Genomic DNA, 17,519 nt, shown 5'->3' with positions numbered 1-17,519 from the left:
CGAAGCGCATTGGCAGTTACTGCCAGACCTGTGGAGGTGTTTTCGCGATGTTGATGCGCACTGACCCGTTCCGCGAACTCGACCGGCTCGCTCAGCAGTTGACCGGAGCGACCGGCACCTGGACGAGGCCCTCGGCCATGCCGATGGACGCCTACCGGGAGGGTGAGGAGTACGTGATCGCCTTCGACCTGCCGGGGGTCGACAAAGAGGCGCTCGATATCGACGTGGAGCGCAACATGCTCACGGTCAAGGCCGAACGCCGTCCGGTCACGACGGCGGACGACGTGCAGATGGAGCTCTCCGAGCGTCCCTTCGGCGTCTTTTCGCGTCAGGTGGTGCTGGCCGACACCCTGGACACGGAGCGCATCGCCGCCGACTACGAAGCCGGGGTACTGACCCTGCGGATCCCGATCGCCGAGCGCGCCAAGCCTCGCAAGATCACGATCGGCTCGGACTCCGAGCACCGCCAGATCAGCGGCTGACGAACCGGGCCGTTCATCCGGCCGAAGGCGCGGGGTGGGGCGGCAGCTTGTCCGCTGCCCCCTGCTCACGACCATCCAGAAGGGCAGTGGTGGCCTTGCGATGGCAAGCATTCCTCGATCACGTGCGGGAGCGCGGCGAGTACGGAACGGCTCAGGAGGCCGAGCGGGCCGCGCGTACAGTGGTGGCCCTGCTGGGGGCGCACCTGGTAGGTGAGGTCCGGGCCGAGCTGGCCGCCCGGCTCCCCGAGACCTTCGCCCTGATCCTGCTCAACCCGCTGCAGGCCGCCGAGCCGCTGTCTCCGGAGCGGTTCCTGCGGGCGACCGCGGCGTGGATCGAAGGAGCCACCGAACGGACCGCGGCCTGGGACGTCAGCGCGGTGCTGAGCGTGACCGCCGATGCGGCGGGCGAGGAACTGACCCGCCGCATCCTGCTCCAGCTGCCCCCGGGGTACGACCTGCTCTTCGGCTGCCCCGAGCACACCTGACACACACTCATGGCGTGCCCCGCTCACAGTATCGAAGGGCCGGCCGATGTCCGTCCCGGTCGGCCCTGTCCGCGGGGTGAGAACGCCCTTGATGGAGAAAGGCGACAACTCTGTGATGCTTACACTGCGTGAACCGACCGCTGTCCCACCCGGCATGACGTTTCACCGGATGACGGAGTCGATCCGCTACGAAGGCGCGTATCCCACCCGGGAGCGGGCCGAGGAAGTGACGCGTGCCGTGCTGGCCGCCCTGGGCCGTCAGCTCACCGGCGACGAGCGTGTCGACCTGGCCGCTTGCCTCCCCCCGGAGGCCGCCCTTGACTTCACCAGCCAGATTCCCGACCCCCAGCCCCTCACAGGCTGGGGCTTCGTCAAGGATCTGGCCGCACGGACGGGCGGCACGCCCGCCACCGCGCGCTGGGACACCGGAGCCGTACTCACCGTCGTCGCGGATGTCACCGGCCCCGGCCTCCTGGACCGCATCCTCGCCGAGCTCCCGCCCGGATACGCCCTGTTGTTCGGCCGCGCCGAGCTCACCCGGGCCGCCTGACCATTCCAGGCGGAGACACCCGGGGCCGGCAGCGGCCGCCGAGTGCGGAGCGCGAGCGGCTCAAGGGCTCCGGCGGCAATGGTGCCGGAGCCCTGCCCCTCGGCGGCGTCAGTCGGCCGCCGGTCACACGCGTCTCTCCCCGTGCGATCAGAAAGCACGCAGGGCGGAGCGAGCGGGCCTGCCGGCCGCACGCCGGTCAGGCATCCGCCGTACCGGACGACCTGACACCTTTGCGGTGTTCGGTGTTGATGCGCTGGGCCTCTTCGAGCTGGTCCTCGAGAATGACGATGCGGCAGGCGGCGTCGATGGGGGTGCCCTGGTCGACGAGTTCGCGGGCGCGCGCCGCGATACGCAGCTGGTAACGGGAGTAGCGGCGGTGGCCACCTGCGGAGCGGAGCGGGGTGATCAGGCGGGCTTCGCCGATGGCGCGGAGAAAGCCCTGCGTGGTGCCGAGCATGTCGGCGGCCCGGCCCATGGTGTAAGCGGGGTAGTCGTCGTCATCGAGACGGCCGAACGAGTCATCTGCTGTCATTTGCACCTCTCTGTGGAACGCGTGGAGGGGCCCTGGTGCCGAATCGCACCAGGGCCCCGAAGGAACTGCTACACCATCTGCCGGCAGTTAAAGCTGTGCCGGCCTTCTGTTTCCGCATGCCTCGATGTCATGCCGTCGAGGGCGCGGGGATCGCGGTTGCTTGACCGGAGACCACCTCACTATCGATGTCCTGCGGTACCCGGGCCCAGTCATTCCGCCCGGGCGATCCTGATGGCGTCTGGCCCCTCCGTTCTTCCCTCTTGGATCGATCACTTACTTTGACGCTGTACTGCTCCGTGGCCTGAACCGCGCCACTTCCCGCCAGCCGGCCCCGTCGCCATCCTGTATCCGCTCCGGCTAGGAACCCCACTGACGAGCCTCCCGGTGCGCGCGTCCGCAGCCGACGCCTTCACCGGGTTGCCACTCACTCACCTCGCTGCTGGGTACTGGTACTGCACACGCACGAGCACTGCTGCAGGGCGGCCCCTCATCACTGCGGGCCACCCGGTCCGGTCGTCAGCCCCGTCGCCGTCCTGCAACAACCCTGGCTCCGGAACTCCACCACCGAACCGTCCTGCGACTGCAACCCTCTTTACCGCACGTGCTTCCCGGCAGTTCGTCTCTGCCAGGCTTCGCGGTCTTTCTGGCTACGAGAGAAACCCTAGCCACGAGGCGCCCCAATGTCTACTACGGCCGACATAGATTTTCCTATGTTCGATCACGAGGTAATCCTCCTCGAACGCGACCCCCCGTGCGGCCGGCACGCAGCCCGCCGTTCCCGCCGGCCGCACGGACGGTCAGATGCGCAGCAGCACCGCCCGGGTGCCCAGCGTCGGAACGTCGATGGTCGCCGCGCCCACGGCGTCCGGCACAAGGCGCTCCCCGGGCGCGCCAAGGTAGTCGGCAGCCACGGTCTCCGTGACGGGGAAGCCGGGGGTGATCCGGCAGACGACGGGTTCCCGTGCGTAGGACTGGAGCCTGACCAGCACCTGTCCGGGGGCCGGAACGGTGAGACCCACGACCCGGACGCGGGGATCGTCCAGCGTCAGCAGCCCGTAGGAGGCCTCCGGCTCCTCGCTCTCCTCGCCCAGCGCCCGGACCGCGATCAGGGGCCGGCTGCCGGCGGCGGCGGCGCGCATCCCCAGCTCGGGACCGGTGGTGTGCCGGGCCTCCCCCACGGCCACGCTGTAACGGAACACGTGGTCGAAGGCCTGCTCGGAGGGGAAGTTGGTGTCCCAGATGTTGTTGTGCACCCAGGAGAACAGGGTGCCGGGCTCGTCCTGGGTCAGCGACTGCGGATAGGGCGCGTACGGAATCGCGATCCCGCCCACCTGCACCAGCGGCGCGTCCTGGGTGGCCACGGCGGCGACCACGGCTTCTTCCTCGAAACTCACCCAGCGCCGCACCGCACGCATGTGCTGAGCCGATCCCGGCACCGTCGGAAGTCCGGTGCCCGTCATGCCGCCGGTGGCCTCCATGCGGACGACCGGCTGTGACATGGCGAAGGGGAAGGCGAAGAAGGCGCTCTCCTTGGTCAGCGTCGCGCGCTTCACGATCCGGTTCTCCAGATCGATGCGGGCCTGCCCGTGCGGGAGGTGTACGCGAACCCGCAGCAGCTCCGTTCCGGCCGGCGCGCATTCGTAGACCAGCGTCTCACCGGTGGCGTCACGGAAGCGGTCCACCAGCGCGGCCGGCGGGGCTGCCGTGCGGGAGGCGAGGAGGTGCATCGACTCGTTCGCCGTGGTCTTGCTGGACTGGTGGTTGAAGCCGCCGGCCGTGGCGTACTCGTCGTACACGTATCCGTTGAGGCCGAGCGTCGCGTCCTGCCGCACCAGTTCCCGGCCGGTCCGCTTGTCGGTGACGGAGCTGATCCACGCATGCCGCAGATCGACGCGCACGCGCAGGAACTCGTTCTCCAGGACGGTGGACCCCGGGTCGTCGTGCGCGGCCGCCGTCGACCCCTCCCCCGCGACGACGTCCACGCGGACCGCCCCGTGTGCGGGCACGTCCACCAGCCGGAAGAGAAGGAAGCGTCCGGCGGCACGGTGCAGCTCGTTCGTCTGGGCCTCCTCCGTGTGCTGGAGCGTTGAGCCGTCGCGTGCGTCGAGCACACGGACCGGATCCTCCAGCGGGACCGTGCTCTCCGGAAGGAACAGCCGGACCGTCTCCGAACGGTGCCAGCTGCACGTGTTGGTGACGTAGTAGCCCGCCAGGGTGCCCGCGCGCGGTGCGAGGCGGCCGCCGAGTGCCGCGCCGGCGCCGTCGAGGAGCGTCTTCGCGTCGTCGTGGGCACGCAGCGCCTGCGCGTACTTCCAGTGCCACTGCCGTTCGCCGGACGCATGGCCGTGGTCGCCGTGCGTCCAGGGGTCACCGCCACCCCAGGTGTGCTCGTTGAACAGGGAGGCGGCCCGGTAGACCTCGGGAGCCGACGCGGTGATCCCGGCGCCCGCCGCGCCGAGGATCTCCGCGTGCCCGGCCACGGTCTGGGCGTCGGCCAGCGCCGCCTGCCCGTCACGGGTGGCCGCGAGCGGGACGGCACCGGCGCCGACGCCGTCCACCCACCAGTCGCTCCAGTCGCCCTCGAACGTCTCCAGCCGGTCCCCGTAGCGGGCTTCCGCGTCGGTGAAGAAGTCCTCGTTGCGAGAGGTGCGCAGGGCGGGGAAGGCCCACTCCTCGTTCCAGCGGCGCACGGTGTCCGCGATGACCCGGCGCGGCGGGCCGTTGTCCGCGAACTTGCCCAGGACCCGCAGGTGCAGGATGTCCCAGGGGTACGGATCGCCCTTGAACTCCTCGTCCAGGACCGGGAACCCCGGGATGCCGCGCCCCTCGTGGGGGTACTGATGAGTGGCCAGCGCCGACAGGTAGTGGGGCAGGAGGTCGTCGACCCGTTCGAAGGACTCGTCGAAGCCCAGGATGGAACCCTCCATGTACGCCAGCCCGTGCGGGGTGTCCGTGCGCCACACCAGCACGCTGCGGCCGCTCGGGGCCTGCCACCTGAAGAGCCGGGGCAGTTCGCCGCCGCCGGTGTGGTGCGGCACCGCACGGCCGGCCCAGTTGTGGGCGACCGAGAGATAGCGGATGCCGCTGTCCGCGAGTACGTCGGGCAGCCCGACGACCTGCCCGGGGACGTCCGTCTGCATGGCCGTGGTGACGTCGATCCCGTGACGTTCGCGCAGCTCCCGTACAGGGCGCAGCAGTTCGTGCAGTTCGTCGGTGGAGCAGGTCTCCGTGTGCAGGTTGAACGGCATCGCGGTGAGTTCGATGCGGCCCTCGCGCACGCGTTCCAGGAACCGCGCGACCTGTTCCGGCGGGCGGTTCGCCGACCAGTTCTCGAAGCTGAAGAAGCCCTCGACCGCCCATCGGAACTTCGACGCGTCGGGCCGGTCGTCCGTGGCGCGGCACAGTTCGAGAAGGGAGTCGAGGTACTTGCGGCCTTCCGCGAGCACCGTTCCCTGCGGGTCCGTGTAGCCGATGTCGAGGTGGGCGTGCTGCACCAGGTGCAGTGTCCAGTGCCGCTGGGGGGTCAGCAGCACCTCGATGTGCTCACCCGGCGCCAGCTCGGGCAGTTCCACCAGGACCGGGAGGGGCGAGTCGGCCTCGGGGACCAGCAGGCGGGTGTCGCCCTCGGGACCGGGGATCAGCTCGCAGCGCAGGGCGCTGCCGGACAGAGTGGTGACGCGGGCCTGTGTGAGGGGACGGCCGGCCCCCACCCGTACGGACTGCAGGAGTCCGCCGTCGCCGTCATGACGCAGCAGTGGCTCGCAGGAGAGCCGGACGTCGTGTCCGCCGAGGACGCCGGTGGCGCTCACGCCACGGTCGCGCAGGATGTCGCGGGCGATGTCGGAGTCCCACCAGGAAGGGCGGGACAGGTCGGGGCGGGGCATGGAGAGGGTTCTCCGCTCTGGCGTGGTGTGCCGGTTCGGTGCGTGCGGGGGGGGCAGTGGTGGGAGCTGGGGCTTCCGGGGGTCAGGCGCCGTCGGCGGCCATGCCCGCGAAGATCTGGACCATCGCGGACTGTTCGAGGGTCTCCGCGGGGGCGGTCTCGTCGTAGTCGCCGCCGCCCGAGGGCTGGAAGCGGAAGAGACCGTTGGACGGGTCCCGGTTCTCCTTCCAGGTGCGCTCCGCGTACGCCTTCTCCACCTGCCGGTAGGCCTGGCCCGGGTGCACCCCGGCCAGGATCCGGAGGTTGTCGAAGTAGATCGCGTTGAAGATCGCGGGCTGATCGTGCAGGCGCTCGCCCTGCTTCCAGTACGCGAGCGAGCCGTCCGCGTCCTCCACGGCGCGCTTGAGGTAGGAGCGGTCCCCGGTCACCTGGTAGAGCGTCGTCGCGGTCCCGATCATGGCCCCGGAGTTGTAGGTCCACAGGGTGGGGTCGACGGTTCCGTCGTCGCCCCGGCTGTTGCGGTAGAGGCCCGGCGACTCGCGCAGACAGGACCAGTTCCACTCGTACCACTTCTGGGCGCTCGTCAGGTAGCGGCTCCTGTGCGTCTCCTGGTGGAGTCGGGCGGCGAGCTCCGCGGCGAGTCCCGTCACGTTGGCGGCGCGCATGGTGTTGGCCGGGGAGTCCACCCAGTCCATTCCGCCGGGGCACTCCTTGGCCGGGTCGTCGTCCCAGCCGCGGCTGACGATGTCGAAGGTCAGCTCCGCCCGGTGGAGGTAGGTGGTGTTCCCGGTCGAGCGGTACTGGTCCAGCAGCGAGAGGCCCACCACGGAGTTGTCGTCGTAGAAGACGTCGCCGCCCTGGCCGAGCGGTGCGGGCAGGTACGAGTCGTAGCCGGGGCGGCCGTCGCGGGGTTCGAAGTAGAGCTCCAGGGTGGCGAAGCGTTCGGCCGCGTCCGCCGTGTAGCTGGCACCCGTGCCGGGGAGGCCGGCCATGTCGACCGTCGCTGCCGCCGCCTCGCGCAGGGGCCAGAGATAGGAGTGGGCGTTGTCGGTGCTCTGGCGCGGGGTCTTCTCCTGGTACAGACCGTGGTTGTCCGCCCCCTGGTACAGGTGCTGCTGGAGTGCGTCGTACGTGCGGACCGCGCGGTTCTTCCACGGGTCCGCTGCCGGCTGTGCGGCAGCAGCGGGCGTGGGAGTCAGGGCGGTGCACAGCAGCGGGGCGGCGGCCAGCGCGAGGGCGGTGCGGGCGTGGATCTTCACCGGGGTGCCTGCCTTTCGGGGTTCGGCTCGGGGCGTCGGTGCGGGGACCGGTGCGAGGCGTGGGTGCGGGACCGGTGCGTACGGCATCGGCCGGGATCAGCCGAGCTTGAGACTGCTGACGAAGAAGCGCTGCGCGGAGAAGAACAGGACGACGGTCGGCAGTGAGACGAGCAGCGCTCCGCCCAGCACGACCGGCGGCCCCACGTTGGAGTAGTTGCCCTGGAGCTCTGCGAGCGCGGCCATCACCGGGCGGATGTTGCGGCTGGTGGACAGGGTGATCCCGAAGAGCAGGTCGTTCCAGACGGCGACGAACTGGAAGACGAACGCGGCGACCATCGCGGACCTGGACAGCGGCACGTGGATCTGCCAGAAGACGCGCCACCAGGACGCCCCGTCCAGCCTCGCCGCCTCGATCACCTCACCGGGCAGCGTCTGGGCGAAGTTGCGCATGATGAAGTAGGCGAACGGGATCGCGACCGCGACATAGACCAGGAACAGGCCGATCTGCGCGTCGTAGAGGCCGGTGCTCGCGTAGGCGAGGAACAGCGGCCGCAGAAAGACCTGGAGGGGCAGCAGCGTGCCCGAGTAGATCAGCCAGAACCACAGGGTCTTGTGCTTCACGGGCATGATCACGGTGGCGAACGCCGCGGTCGTGGCGACCACGATGGCCGCGGCCGAGCTGGTCACCGCGTACAGCAGGCTGTTGCCCATCGCGGGGCCCAGCCGGGCCCGGGTCCACGCCTGTGACATGTTGTCGAACAGACCGAAGCCCCCGTGCGGCAGCCAGTGCGGACTGCCGCCGTACTCGGCGGCCGGCACCAGGGCGTTCACCACCAGCAGCCAGGTGGGCACGGCCCACAGGAGTGAGACGAGGACCAGGACCGTGTTGCGGACGGCCGATCCGGCGGAGATGCGGCGAGTGGTCATGCTCATGCGCCTTTCGGGGTCAGCTGGCGCCGCAGGTACAGCCAGGAGGCCAGCAGCACGATGACGGTGAGGACGACGGCGACCGCTGCCCCGGCACCGGGACGCAGCGCGAGGAACGTCTCCTGGTACATCGAGACGGCGAGGGTCTCGGAGCTGCGGCCGGGGCCGCCCTGGGTCAGCACCCAGATGAGGTCGAACGACTTCAGGCCGTTGACCAGACTGCTGCCGACGACGATCACGGACACGGTCCGCAGCTGGGGCATGACGACGTACCAGAACTTCCGCAGGCCGTCGGCGCCGTCGAGGGAGGCCGCCTCCAGCGTCTCCGGAGGGATGGTCTGCAGGCCGACCAGGAAGAGGATCACGGCCACACCGGTGGACTGCCAGGTGTTGGCGACGATCATGACGAGGGTGTTGCCCGGCCATTCGAGCAGCCAGCCCTGGGCGAACGAGCCGAGGCCGAGCGCCCGGAGGGCCTGGTTGGCCGCACCGTCCGTGGTCAGGATGAAGTTCCACACGACGGCCACGGCGGATCCGGAGATCGCGTACGGCAGGACCACGAGCAGCCGCGCCACCCGGGACCACCCGGACTGGTTGGTCATGACCGCGATGCCCAGGCCCAGGACCAGCGGGAGGGCGACCGTGCCGACCACCCACATCAGCGTGTTCCCCATGGACTTCGCGAGGACCGGATCACTGAGGAACAGCCCGTAGTTGGTGAACCAGGTGAAGCCGGAGACCCGGCCGTCGCTGAAGAGGCTCCGGTACGACGTCACCGCGAACGGTGTGAGGAGCAGCGCTGCGACGAGCAGGACGGCGGGCGCCAGGAAGCCGGCTCCGGCCAGCCTGTCCTTCAGCCTGCGCGAGGGTGTGCGGACGGGGGCTGTGGGCGGCGTCACGGGTGAAGGGGCCTGTGCGGGACGCCTGTCGACTGCCGATGTCATGATTCGTCCTTGTTCCAGGCGGCCCATTCCTTGGAGGCACGGCCCGCCATGCTGCGCAGCGTCGCCTCCGCCGACATGGCCTGCGTCATGAAGGCGCCCAGGTCGTCGGTGTTCCCCTGCATGAGATTGGGCGGCCCGGACTGTCCGTAGCGGGGCAGCTCGGTCCAGTGCTCGCGCAGCGCCCTCTTCCTGAGGCGGGCGAGTACCGGATTGGAGGTGACGGCCCTGGGGTTGGCCGAGCCGTCCTGGAGGAAGTCGGTCCACACACGCTGGACCGAGGGGTGCAGCCAGTTGCCGGCGTTGGCCATGGCGGCGTCGTGCGACACGGCCCTCTCGGGTACGGCGAGGACGCCCGCCTCGGTGATCACGGATCGCTTCGTGGAGGAGTCGACCGGAGGCAGGACGAAGGCGTCGAAGCCCTCTCCCGGCTTCATCCCCGCCGCCGCCAGTCCTTGCGACTGCCAGGAACCGTGCAGGAACATGCCGACCTTGCCGGTCTTCAGCGCGGCGGGGCCGTTGTTCTGGTCGAAGTCGGCCGGGGTCATCCAGCCCTTCTTCATGAAGTCCTGCCAGATCTGCATGGCCTTGTGTGCCTGCGGATCGGTGTACCGGGCCCGGCCCGCGATCAGGTCGGCGTAGAAGACCGGATCGACCTTGCTGATGAGCTCCTCGAACCACTCGTACGCGGGCCAGTTGCCGCTCTGCGTGGCGACGAAGGGGGTGACGCCGGACTTCTTGAGCACCTCCGCGTTGTGCAGCAGCTCCTCCCATGTATCCGGGGCCCGCAGTCCGTGCTTGTCGAACAACTGCGTGTTGTAGAACAGCACGTAGTACGACTGGTAGAGGGGCACCCCGTACACGGAGCCCCGGTAGGACATGGCGTCGCGCAGGGACGGGGTCACCCAGCCCTTGCGCTCGTACGCGTCCCACAATCCCGTCAGGTCGCTGAGGCTGCCGGTGCGCGCGAGCTGCTTGAGGTTGTAGCCCGACTGCCACTTGATCAGGTCCGTCGCCTTGGTCGTCTGCAGGGAGATCTGCGTGACCTGGGTGTAGGCGGTCGGGTTCGGATTGGACAGCGGACGCAGCGCGTTCCCGGTGAGCTTCTTGAGCTCGCGCCCGGCTGCGACGTATCCCGCGTCCCAGGTCGCGTTGTCGTTGGCCAGTGACGTCGTACCCGGAATCGAGGCCGTGCTGTCGCCCCGTGCGCAGCCTCCGGCCAGCACGGCAGCCGCGCCGGCCCCGAGGCCCGCCAGCACGGTGCGCCGGCGGAGCGGGTGAGACGACTGCTCTGTCGTCTCGCCGGTTGATCTCATGGATTCACTTCCCTCTGGATCCCGGCGGGATCCGTGGCTCTGGGGTGCGGTGTGGAGATCCACCGGATACGCGTACGTCGTTCGTCTCCGCGCTCCGGGTTGCCAGGATGTTAACGACACCATGCGATCGAAACAAGGGTTCCCCTTCGAATCCGACAGATCCGCACTTCAGCGTGGCAATTCGCGAGCCATCGCCGAGCACACCTTGTCCCCCTCCCATGTTATCGATACCATTCACGTGCTTGCCGGTCCTCGTCCTCAGGAGCATCTGTGCACCAGCCCCGTCCCTACGAACGCAACCCGCGCTACGCCGCCACCGGCGGCACCGTCGTCACCGGCTGGGCAGCCGCCGCGGCCGACCTGCCGACGGCCCCCACCGTCCTCGCCCTCGACGGACCGGCCGCACTGGACTGGGAGAAGGCCGCCGGCTCCCTCGCCGCCGCTCTGCGCGCCCGGGGTGCCGAGGTAACCCTGTGCGACGTGCGGGGCCTCTGGTCCACGGCGGCCGTCGAACGGCTCTGTGTTCCCGCCGCGGACGCGGACCCGTTCTTCCTGCCACTCGCCGAGTTCTCCATGAGCGACCTCTTCGAGACGCCCCCCGTCCAGCAGCGCCCGCACTCCGGCGTCCTCCTCGTCTTCGGTCCGGGAGCCGCCCTCGCCGAGCCCGACCTGCTCTGGTGGGCCGACCTCCCCAAGCGGTACGCCGAGGAGGCGGTCACCCGGGGAGAACTGCCGCTCGGTGCCAACCTCGGCCGCCCCGGCACCCCCGGTGAACTGCGCAGCCTCTTCTACACCGACTGGCCCGTCGGCGACCGCCACCGCGACGCCTTCGCCCACCGGGTCGACCGATGGGTCGATCTCCAGGGCGAGCAGGGCCCCGCCTCGCTGGACGGCGCCGCCGTGCGGGCCACCCTCGCCGCGCTGGCGACCGGCCCCGTCCGCACCCGCCCCTTCTTCAACTCCACCCCCTGGGGCGGGCAGTGGGCTGCGCGGGAGCTCGGCTTCGAACCACGGGGCGGCAACACCGCGCTCGGCTACGAACTCATCGCCCCGGAAGCCGGGATCCTGGTCGGCCAGGACGAGGCTGCCCAGGTGGAGATCCCCTTCCAGCTGCTGTGCGAACTGCATCCCGAGGAGTTCCTCGGCCCGGACGTCCACCGGCGCTACGGCACGTCGTTCCCCATCCGGTTCGACTACCTCGACACGGTCGGCGGCGGCAACCTGTCCCTGCACCTGCATCCGCAGGAGCAGTACATGCGGGAAACGTTCGGCTGGCCGTACACCCAGCACGAGACGTACTACGTGACCGCGAGCGAACCCGGTGCGCAGGTCTATCTCGGCCTGCGGGAGAGTACGGACGTGGACGTCATGCGCAAGGAGGTCGAGGCAGCCGCCGCGGACGGGCTCCCGCTGCGCGTCGAGGACCACGTCATGAGGCACCCGGCGGACGCCGGGCAGCTCTTCATGATCCCGGCCGGCACCCCGCACTCGTCCGGCGAGGGCAACCTGGTCCTGGAGATCAGCGCCACGCCCTACCTCTACTCCCTGCGCTTCTACGACTGGCTGCGCAAGGGCACTTCCGGTGCGCCCCGGCCCCTCTCGTACGCGCACGGCTTCGCCAACCTCGACACCTCGCGGCGCGGCGACGACGTCCTGAAGGACCTCGTCCAGCAGCCGCGGACCCTGCGCGAGGGCCAGGGCTGGCGCGAGGAGATCGTCGGTGCGCTGCCCGGCATGTTCTACGCGGTGCACCGTTTCGTGATCGAGGGCCCGGAGGCCGCCGAGGACGACACCGCGGGCCGCTTCCACATCCTCAACGTCTCGGCCGGTGACGGCGTCGTCGTGGAGACCGCCGGCGGTCACCGTCACGACCTCGCCTTCGCCGAGACCCTCACCGTCCCCGCGTCCGTCGGCCCGTACCGGCTGCACCCCGTCGGCAGCCGGCCGGTGCACGTGGTGAAGTCCCTGGTGACGCAGGTATGAGCCACGTTCCCGTGCTGGAGATCGGCGGCACGCACGTGACGGCCGCCGTCATCGACACCGAGGCCGGACTGCCCGTCCCCTTCTCGGCCGTACGGCAGCCGGTTCCCGCCGACGCCCCGGCCCGTGAGCTCCTCGACGCGATCGCCGCCGTCGCCGACCGCGTGGAGGCCCCTGCGGCCGCGCACTGGGGCGTGGCGATACCGGGGCCCTTCGACTACGCCGCGGGCGTCGGGCGCTTCCGGGGCATCGGCAAGTTCGAGTCGCTGCACGGTGTGGACGTGGGCGCGGAGCTGCTCGGCCGGCTCCCGGGGGACCCGAGCGGCATCAGTTTCGTCAACGACGCCGACGCCTTCGCCATCGGGGAGTACCGGGCGGGCGCGGCCGCCGGCCGGCGCCGGGCCGTGTGCATCACGCTCGGCACCGGCGTCGGCTCCTCCTTCCTGGACGAGGGGCACCCGGTCCATGAGGGCCCCGACGTGCCGCCCGGCGGCAGGGCGCACCGGCTCACCGTCGACGGGCTCCCGCTGGAGGAGGTGGTCTCCAGGCGCGCGATCCGCAGCTTCTACGCCCGGGCCGCCGCGGTGCCGGGGGCCCACCGCCTCCCGGACGTGCACGACATCACCGACTCGGCCCGCGCCGGTGACGCCCACGCCCTGCGTACGGTCCGGCACTGCTTCGGTGCGCTCGGCCGGGCGCTCGCGCCCTGGTGCGAGCGGTTCCGGCCGGACCTCCTGGTCGTCGGAGGGTCGATGGCCGGCTCCTGGGACCTGGTGGGGCCGGCCGTCCGGGCAGGCTTCGAGCAGTGGGCGCCCGGGACCGCACCCCTGACCGTCACGGCCCGGCGCCCTGCCGACGCGCCTCTGCTCGGTGCAGCCCACTGGGCTCTGCACAGGTCTGCCGGAACTCCCCCGGTACGGACCTAGAATGACGGCGTTCGCGACCCACCGGCCACCCGACGACCCCGCAGGAGAACCGCTCATGGCACAGCACCGATCGGGCGACGGCGGAGCCCCGACGATGCGCGACGTGGCCGCCAGCGCCGGCGTCAGTGCCATGACGGTCTCCCGCGTCCTCAAGGACGACACCCGGGTCAGCGAGACGGCACGGGAACGCGTCCTTGCCGCCGTCGAGGAGCTCGGCTACCGGCGCAACGAGACGGCGCGCAGCCTGCGTCTGGGCGGCAGCGGGATGATCGGACTGATCGTCACCAACCTCGCCAACCCGTTCTACTCGCGTCTGGCTCTCGGTGTGCAGGAGGTGGCGTCCGAGCACGGTCTCCGGGTGCTGCTCAGCAACACCGCGGAGCAGGTCGACAAGGAGCGCGGGCTCGTCGAGGACCTGGCGTCCCGTCAGGTCGACGGCATGATCGTCGTCCCGGCCGGCAGCAGCCACCGTCACCTGGCGCCCGCCGCGCTGCGCGGCATGCCGATCGTCCTGGCATCCCGGCCGCCTGCCGGGATGGACGCCGACTGCGTCCTGGTCGACGACTTCGGCGGCGCCGAGCAGGCCACCGCACAGCTCATCGCGGACGGTCACCGCCGGATCGGCTTCCTGGGCAACCCGCCCGCCCTGTACACCGGCGCGGAGCGGTTCCGCGGCTACTGGGCCGCCCACGAGAGCGCCGGGATCGAGCCCGATGAGAGCCGGGTACGACGCGGGCTCACCGATGTACCCACCGCCGAGGCCGCCGCACGTGCGCTCCTCGACGCACCCGACGCGCCGACGGCTCTCTTCTGTACCAACAACCGCCTGACGCAGGGAGCCATCCGCGCCGTGCGGGCACTCGACAGACCGGTCGCCCTGGCCGGCTTCGACGACTTCGACCTCGCCGACGTCCTCGGCCTGCCGCTGACCATCGTGTCGTACGACGCCGACGAGATCGGCCGGCGGGCGGGCCAGATGCTCATCGACCGGATCAACGGCTCGTCCACCGGGCCGATCCCGGCCCGCAGAACCGTCGTCCCCACCCACGTCATCCGCTACGGGACGCGCTGACCCAGCCCCCTGCCGCCCCTTGCACGGCACCGGCTTGCCCTTTTTCGCCTCCCGTCACCCTCACGGAGTCCCCATGCACCACGACCGAACGGTCACCGAACGCCGGCTCGCCCGCGTACTGGACCAGCGTCTGCGCCCCGCGGTGTACCGCGAGAGCCTGCCGCTGGACGTCGCGATCTGGAACGTCAGCGGTGAGCCCGTGCCCGTGCCCGAAGGAATCGCAGCACCGTACGCACCGGTCCGCACCGGTGCGGCGTGGGGCCCCGCCTGGTCCACCAGCTGGTTCCGGATCAGTGGCACGGTCCCGGCGGCCTGGGCCGGAGAGCGGGTCGAGGCAGTGCTCGACCTCGGCTTCGGCAGCACCCAGCCCGGCTTCTCCGCGGAGGGCCTCGTGTACCGCGCCGACGGAACACCGGTCAAGGCTCTCAATCCCCGCAATGCGTGGCTCCCGATCGCCGAACGTGCCTCTGGGGGCGAGGAGTTCGTCTACTACGTCGAGGCTGCCGCCAATCCGGTCATCTTCGACTCGGGTGCCGGGGGCGACCCCTTCGTGCCGACCCGGGCCGGCGGTGTCGCCCCCTGGCTGCACGGCGACAGGGCACCGGACGAGCCGCTCTACCGGCTGAACCGGATGGACCTCGCCGTCTTCGACTCCGTCGTATGGGAACTCGTACAGGACCTGGACGTGCTCGGCGGTCTGATGCACCAACTGCCCGAGGATTCCACCCGGCGCCGGCAACTGGCGCACGCCCTGGACCGGGCCCTGGACGTCATCGACCTCCAGGAGATCAGCGGCAGCGCCGCGCACGCTCGCGAGATCCTCGCCCCCGCGCTGGCCTCCCCCGCACACGCGGGCGCCCACCGCGTCTCCGCCGTGGGTCATGCGCACATCGACACCGCCTGGCTCTGGCCCGTACGCGAGACGGTCCGCAAGGCGGCCCGGACCGTCTCGAACGTCACCGCGCTGATGGACGACCACCCAGAATTCCGCTTCGTCATGTCGCAGGCGCAGCAGCTGGCCTGGCTCAAGGAGCAGCGGCCCGAGGTGTTCGCCCGGGTGGTCGAGAAGGTGCGCACCGGGCAGTTCCTGCCCACCGGCAGCCTCTGGGTGGAGCCCGACACCAATCTCTCCGGCGGGGAGTCGCTGGTGCGGCAGTTCGTGCACGGGAAGCGGTTCTACCTGGAGGAGTTCGGGGTCGAGACGAAGGACATGTGGCTCCCCGACACGTTCGGGTACAACGCGGCTCTGCCCCAGCTCATGAAGCTGGCCGGCATCGAGTGGTTCCTCACCCAGAAGATCTCCTGGAACACCACCAACGCCTTCCCCCACCACACCTTCTGGTGGGAGGGCATCGACGGGTCCCGCATCTTCAGCCACTTCCCTCCCGTCGACTCCTACAACGGCGACCTCTCCGGCGCCGACATCGGACACACCGAGCGCAACTTCCGGGACAAGGGTGCGGCCAACCGTTCCCTCGTCCCCTTCGGCTACGGCGACGGCGGCGGCGGTCCCACCCGCGAGATGCTGGCACGGGCGCGAAGGCTGGAAGACCTCGAAGGCTCGGCCCGGCTGGAGATGGAGGGCCCGGCGGAGTTCTTCACCAAGGCGCGGGAGGAGTACGCGGACGCCCCCGTCTGGGTCGGGGAGCTCTACCTGGAGCTGCACCGCGGCACGCTCACCAGCCAGCTCGCCACCAAACAGGGCAACCGGCGCAGCGAGCACCTGCTCCGGGAGGCCGAGCTGTGGGCCTCGACCGCGGCCCTGCGCACGGGCCGGCCGTACCCGTACGAACTGCTCGACCGGGTGTGGAAGACGGTGCTGCTGCACCAGTTCCACGACATCCTGCCCGGTACGTCGATCGCCTGGGTGCACCGGGAGGCCGAGGAGACGTATGCGGAGGTGGCCCGCGAGCTCGGCGCGGTCATCGACACCGCCCAGCGCAGCCTCGCAGCGAGCGGGAGCGGGGCGGGCGGTGAGACCGTGTTCAACGCGGCGCCGCATGCCCGGGACGGCGTTCCCCCGCTCGGCGGCTCGCCCCGTGCACAGGCTGCCGGCCCCGTCGCCGCCCGGCCCACCGAGGACGGCGGGTTCGTCCTGGACAACGGCCTCGTACGCGTCACGGTGGACGCCCGGGGCCTGGTGACCTCCGCCCTCGACCTGACGGCCGGACGCGAGGCTCTCGCGCCGGGCACGGTCGGCAACCTCCTCCAGCTGCACCAGGACTTCCCGAACCAGTGGGACGCCTGGGACGTCGATTCGTTCTACCGCAACACCGTGCGCGACCTGACCGGGGCGGATCAGGTCAGCGCCGTCCCCGGCGGCGTCCGGGTGGTGCGGAGCTTCAACGCCTCCCGCATCACCCAGGTGCTGCGCCTCGACGAGGGAAGCCGCCGTCTCGACATCGAGACGGACGTCGACTGGCAGGAGTGCGAGAAGATCCTCAAGGCCGCCTTCCCCCTCGATGTACGGGCGGCGGAATCGAGCGCCGAGATCCCCTTCGGTCATGTCCGGCGCCCCACGCACACCAACACCTCGTGGGACAGCGCCCGGTTCGAGATCTGTGCCCACCGCTACCTGCACCTCGCGGAGCCCGGCTGGGGCGCGGCCCTGGTCAACGACTCCAGCTACGGCCACGACGTGACGCGGGACGTTCGTCCCGATGGCGGAACCACCACGACGGCACGGATCTCGCTCCTGCGGGCCCCGCTCTTCCCGGACCCCGACTGTGACCGGGGTGAGCACCGGCTGCGATACGCGCTGGTCCTCGGCGCGGACATCCATGACGCGATCCGCGAGGGATACCACTTCAATCTGCCCGAGCGCGCCGTCCCCGGTGGTGCGGCTGTCGAACCGCTGGTACGGGCCGACGAGGACAGCGTCGTCATCGAGGCGGTCAAGCTCGCGGACGACCGTTCGGGCGACGTGGTCGTCCGCCTCTACGAGTCCGGGGGCGCACGCGTGCGGACCGTCCTCAGGGCCGGGTTCCCGCTGGCCTCGGCACGGATCACGGACCTGTTGGAACGGGATCTGGAGGATGCGGCGGCACCGGCCGTCCGTGGGCCCGAGGTGACGCTGTCCCTTCGCCCGTTCCAGATCCTGACCCTGCGCCTGGTCCCCGCCGCAGACGGGGCCCCACCTGCCGACACGGCCTGAAGGCCACAGCCG

13 protein-coding genes are annotated in these 17,519 nt (G+C 70.6%); 7 read left to right on the top strand and 6 right to left on the bottom strand.

Annotated elements, in window-relative coordinates:
- Positions 1 to 47: 47 nt before the first annotated feature.
- The 3 genes from OG446_RS36525 to OG446_RS36515 all read left to right on the top strand — a co-directional run bounded on the left by OG446_RS36525 (position 48) and on the right by OG446_RS36515 (position 1,517).
- Positions 48 to 482, top strand: coding sequence for an Hsp20/alpha crystallin family protein (locus tag OG446_RS36525; RefSeq protein ID WP_328898072.1), 435 nt, complete (start codon positions 48 to 50; stop codon positions 480 to 482).
- Positions 483 to 577: 95 nt separating this feature from the next.
- A complete protein-coding gene (locus OG446_RS36520; RefSeq protein WP_443050254.1) occupies positions 578 to 967 on the top strand; it encodes a DUF2267 domain-containing protein in 390 nt (129 codons plus the stop codon).
- A gap of 115 nt (positions 968 to 1,082) precedes the next feature.
- Positions 1,083 to 1,517: a DUF2267 domain-containing protein gene (locus OG446_RS36515; protein ID WP_443050253.1), complete on the top strand. Its 435-nt coding sequence runs from the start codon at positions 1,083 to 1,085 to the stop codon at positions 1,515 to 1,517.
- Positions 1,518 to 1,713: 196 nt separating this feature from the next.
- On the opposite strand, the gene OG446_RS36510 is transcribed toward OG446_RS36515, so the two are convergent.
- The 6 genes from OG446_RS36510 to OG446_RS36485 form a co-directional block, all read right to left on the bottom strand.
- Positions 1,714 to 2,049 (bottom strand): MerR family transcriptional regulator, encoded by a 336-nt coding sequence (locus OG446_RS36510; RefSeq protein ID WP_328898069.1) that lies wholly within the window; start codon positions 2,047 to 2,049, stop codon positions 1,714 to 1,716.
- Between the two features lie 797 nt (positions 2,050 to 2,846).
- Positions 2,847 to 5,933, bottom strand: a complete 3,087-nt coding sequence (locus OG446_RS36505; RefSeq protein ID WP_328898068.1) for an alpha-mannosidase — start codon at positions 5,931 to 5,933, stop codon at positions 2,847 to 2,849.
- Positions 5,934 to 6,015: 82 nt separating this feature from the next.
- On the bottom strand, positions 6,016 to 7,191 hold the full coding sequence (locus OG446_RS36500) for a glycoside hydrolase family 76 protein (protein WP_328898067.1): 1,176 nt from the start codon (positions 7,189 to 7,191) through the stop codon (positions 6,016 to 6,018).
- A gap of 96 nt (positions 7,192 to 7,287) precedes the next feature.
- Complete coding sequence (locus OG446_RS36495; protein WP_328898066.1) at positions 7,288 to 8,118, bottom strand: carbohydrate ABC transporter permease; 831 nt, start codon at positions 8,116 to 8,118, stop codon at positions 7,288 to 7,290.
- A gap of 2 nt (positions 8,119 to 8,120) precedes the next feature.
- Positions 8,121 to 9,065, bottom strand: a complete 945-nt coding sequence (locus OG446_RS36490; RefSeq protein ID WP_389259480.1) for a carbohydrate ABC transporter permease — start codon at positions 9,063 to 9,065, stop codon at positions 8,121 to 8,123.
- Positions 9,059 to 10,375, bottom strand: coding sequence for an ABC transporter substrate-binding protein (locus OG446_RS36485; protein WP_328898064.1), 1,317 nt, complete (start codon positions 10,373 to 10,375; stop codon positions 9,059 to 9,061). Before OG446_RS36485 ends, OG446_RS36490 begins: the two co-directional genes overlap by 7 nt.
- Before the next feature lie 270 nt (positions 10,376 to 10,645).
- Between OG446_RS36485 and OG446_RS36480 the strand changes: the two genes are divergently transcribed.
- The 4 genes from OG446_RS36480 (at position 10,646) to OG446_RS36465 (ending at position 17,507) form a co-directional block, all read left to right on the top strand.
- Positions 10,646 to 12,358, top strand: coding sequence for a class I mannose-6-phosphate isomerase (locus tag OG446_RS36480; RefSeq protein ID WP_328898063.1), 1,713 nt, complete (start codon positions 10,646 to 10,648; stop codon positions 12,356 to 12,358).
- Positions 12,355 to 13,281 carry an ROK family protein gene (locus OG446_RS36475; RefSeq protein ID WP_328898062.1) on the top strand — a complete coding sequence of 309 codons (927 nt, stop codon included), beginning with the start codon at positions 12,355 to 12,357 and terminating at the stop codon, positions 13,279 to 13,281. Before OG446_RS36480 ends, OG446_RS36475 begins: the two co-directional genes overlap by 4 nt.
- 55 nt (positions 13,282 to 13,336) lie before the next feature.
- Positions 13,337 to 14,353 (top strand): LacI family DNA-binding transcriptional regulator, encoded by a 1,017-nt coding sequence (locus OG446_RS36470; RefSeq protein WP_328898061.1) that lies wholly within the window; start codon positions 13,337 to 13,339, stop codon positions 14,351 to 14,353.
- Positions 14,354 to 14,426: 73 nt separating this feature from the next.
- On the top strand, positions 14,427 to 17,507 hold the full coding sequence (locus OG446_RS36465) for an alpha-mannosidase (RefSeq protein ID WP_328898060.1): 3,081 nt from the start codon (positions 14,427 to 14,429) through the stop codon (positions 17,505 to 17,507).
- The last annotated feature ends 12 nt before the right edge of the window (positions 17,508 to 17,519 follow it).

It is taken from the genome of Streptomyces sp. NBC_00236 (assembly GCF_036195045.1).
GTDB lineage: Bacteria > Actinomycetota > Actinomycetes > Streptomycetales > Streptomycetaceae > Streptomyces.
This window is presented reverse-complemented; position numbering and strand designations above follow the sequence as displayed.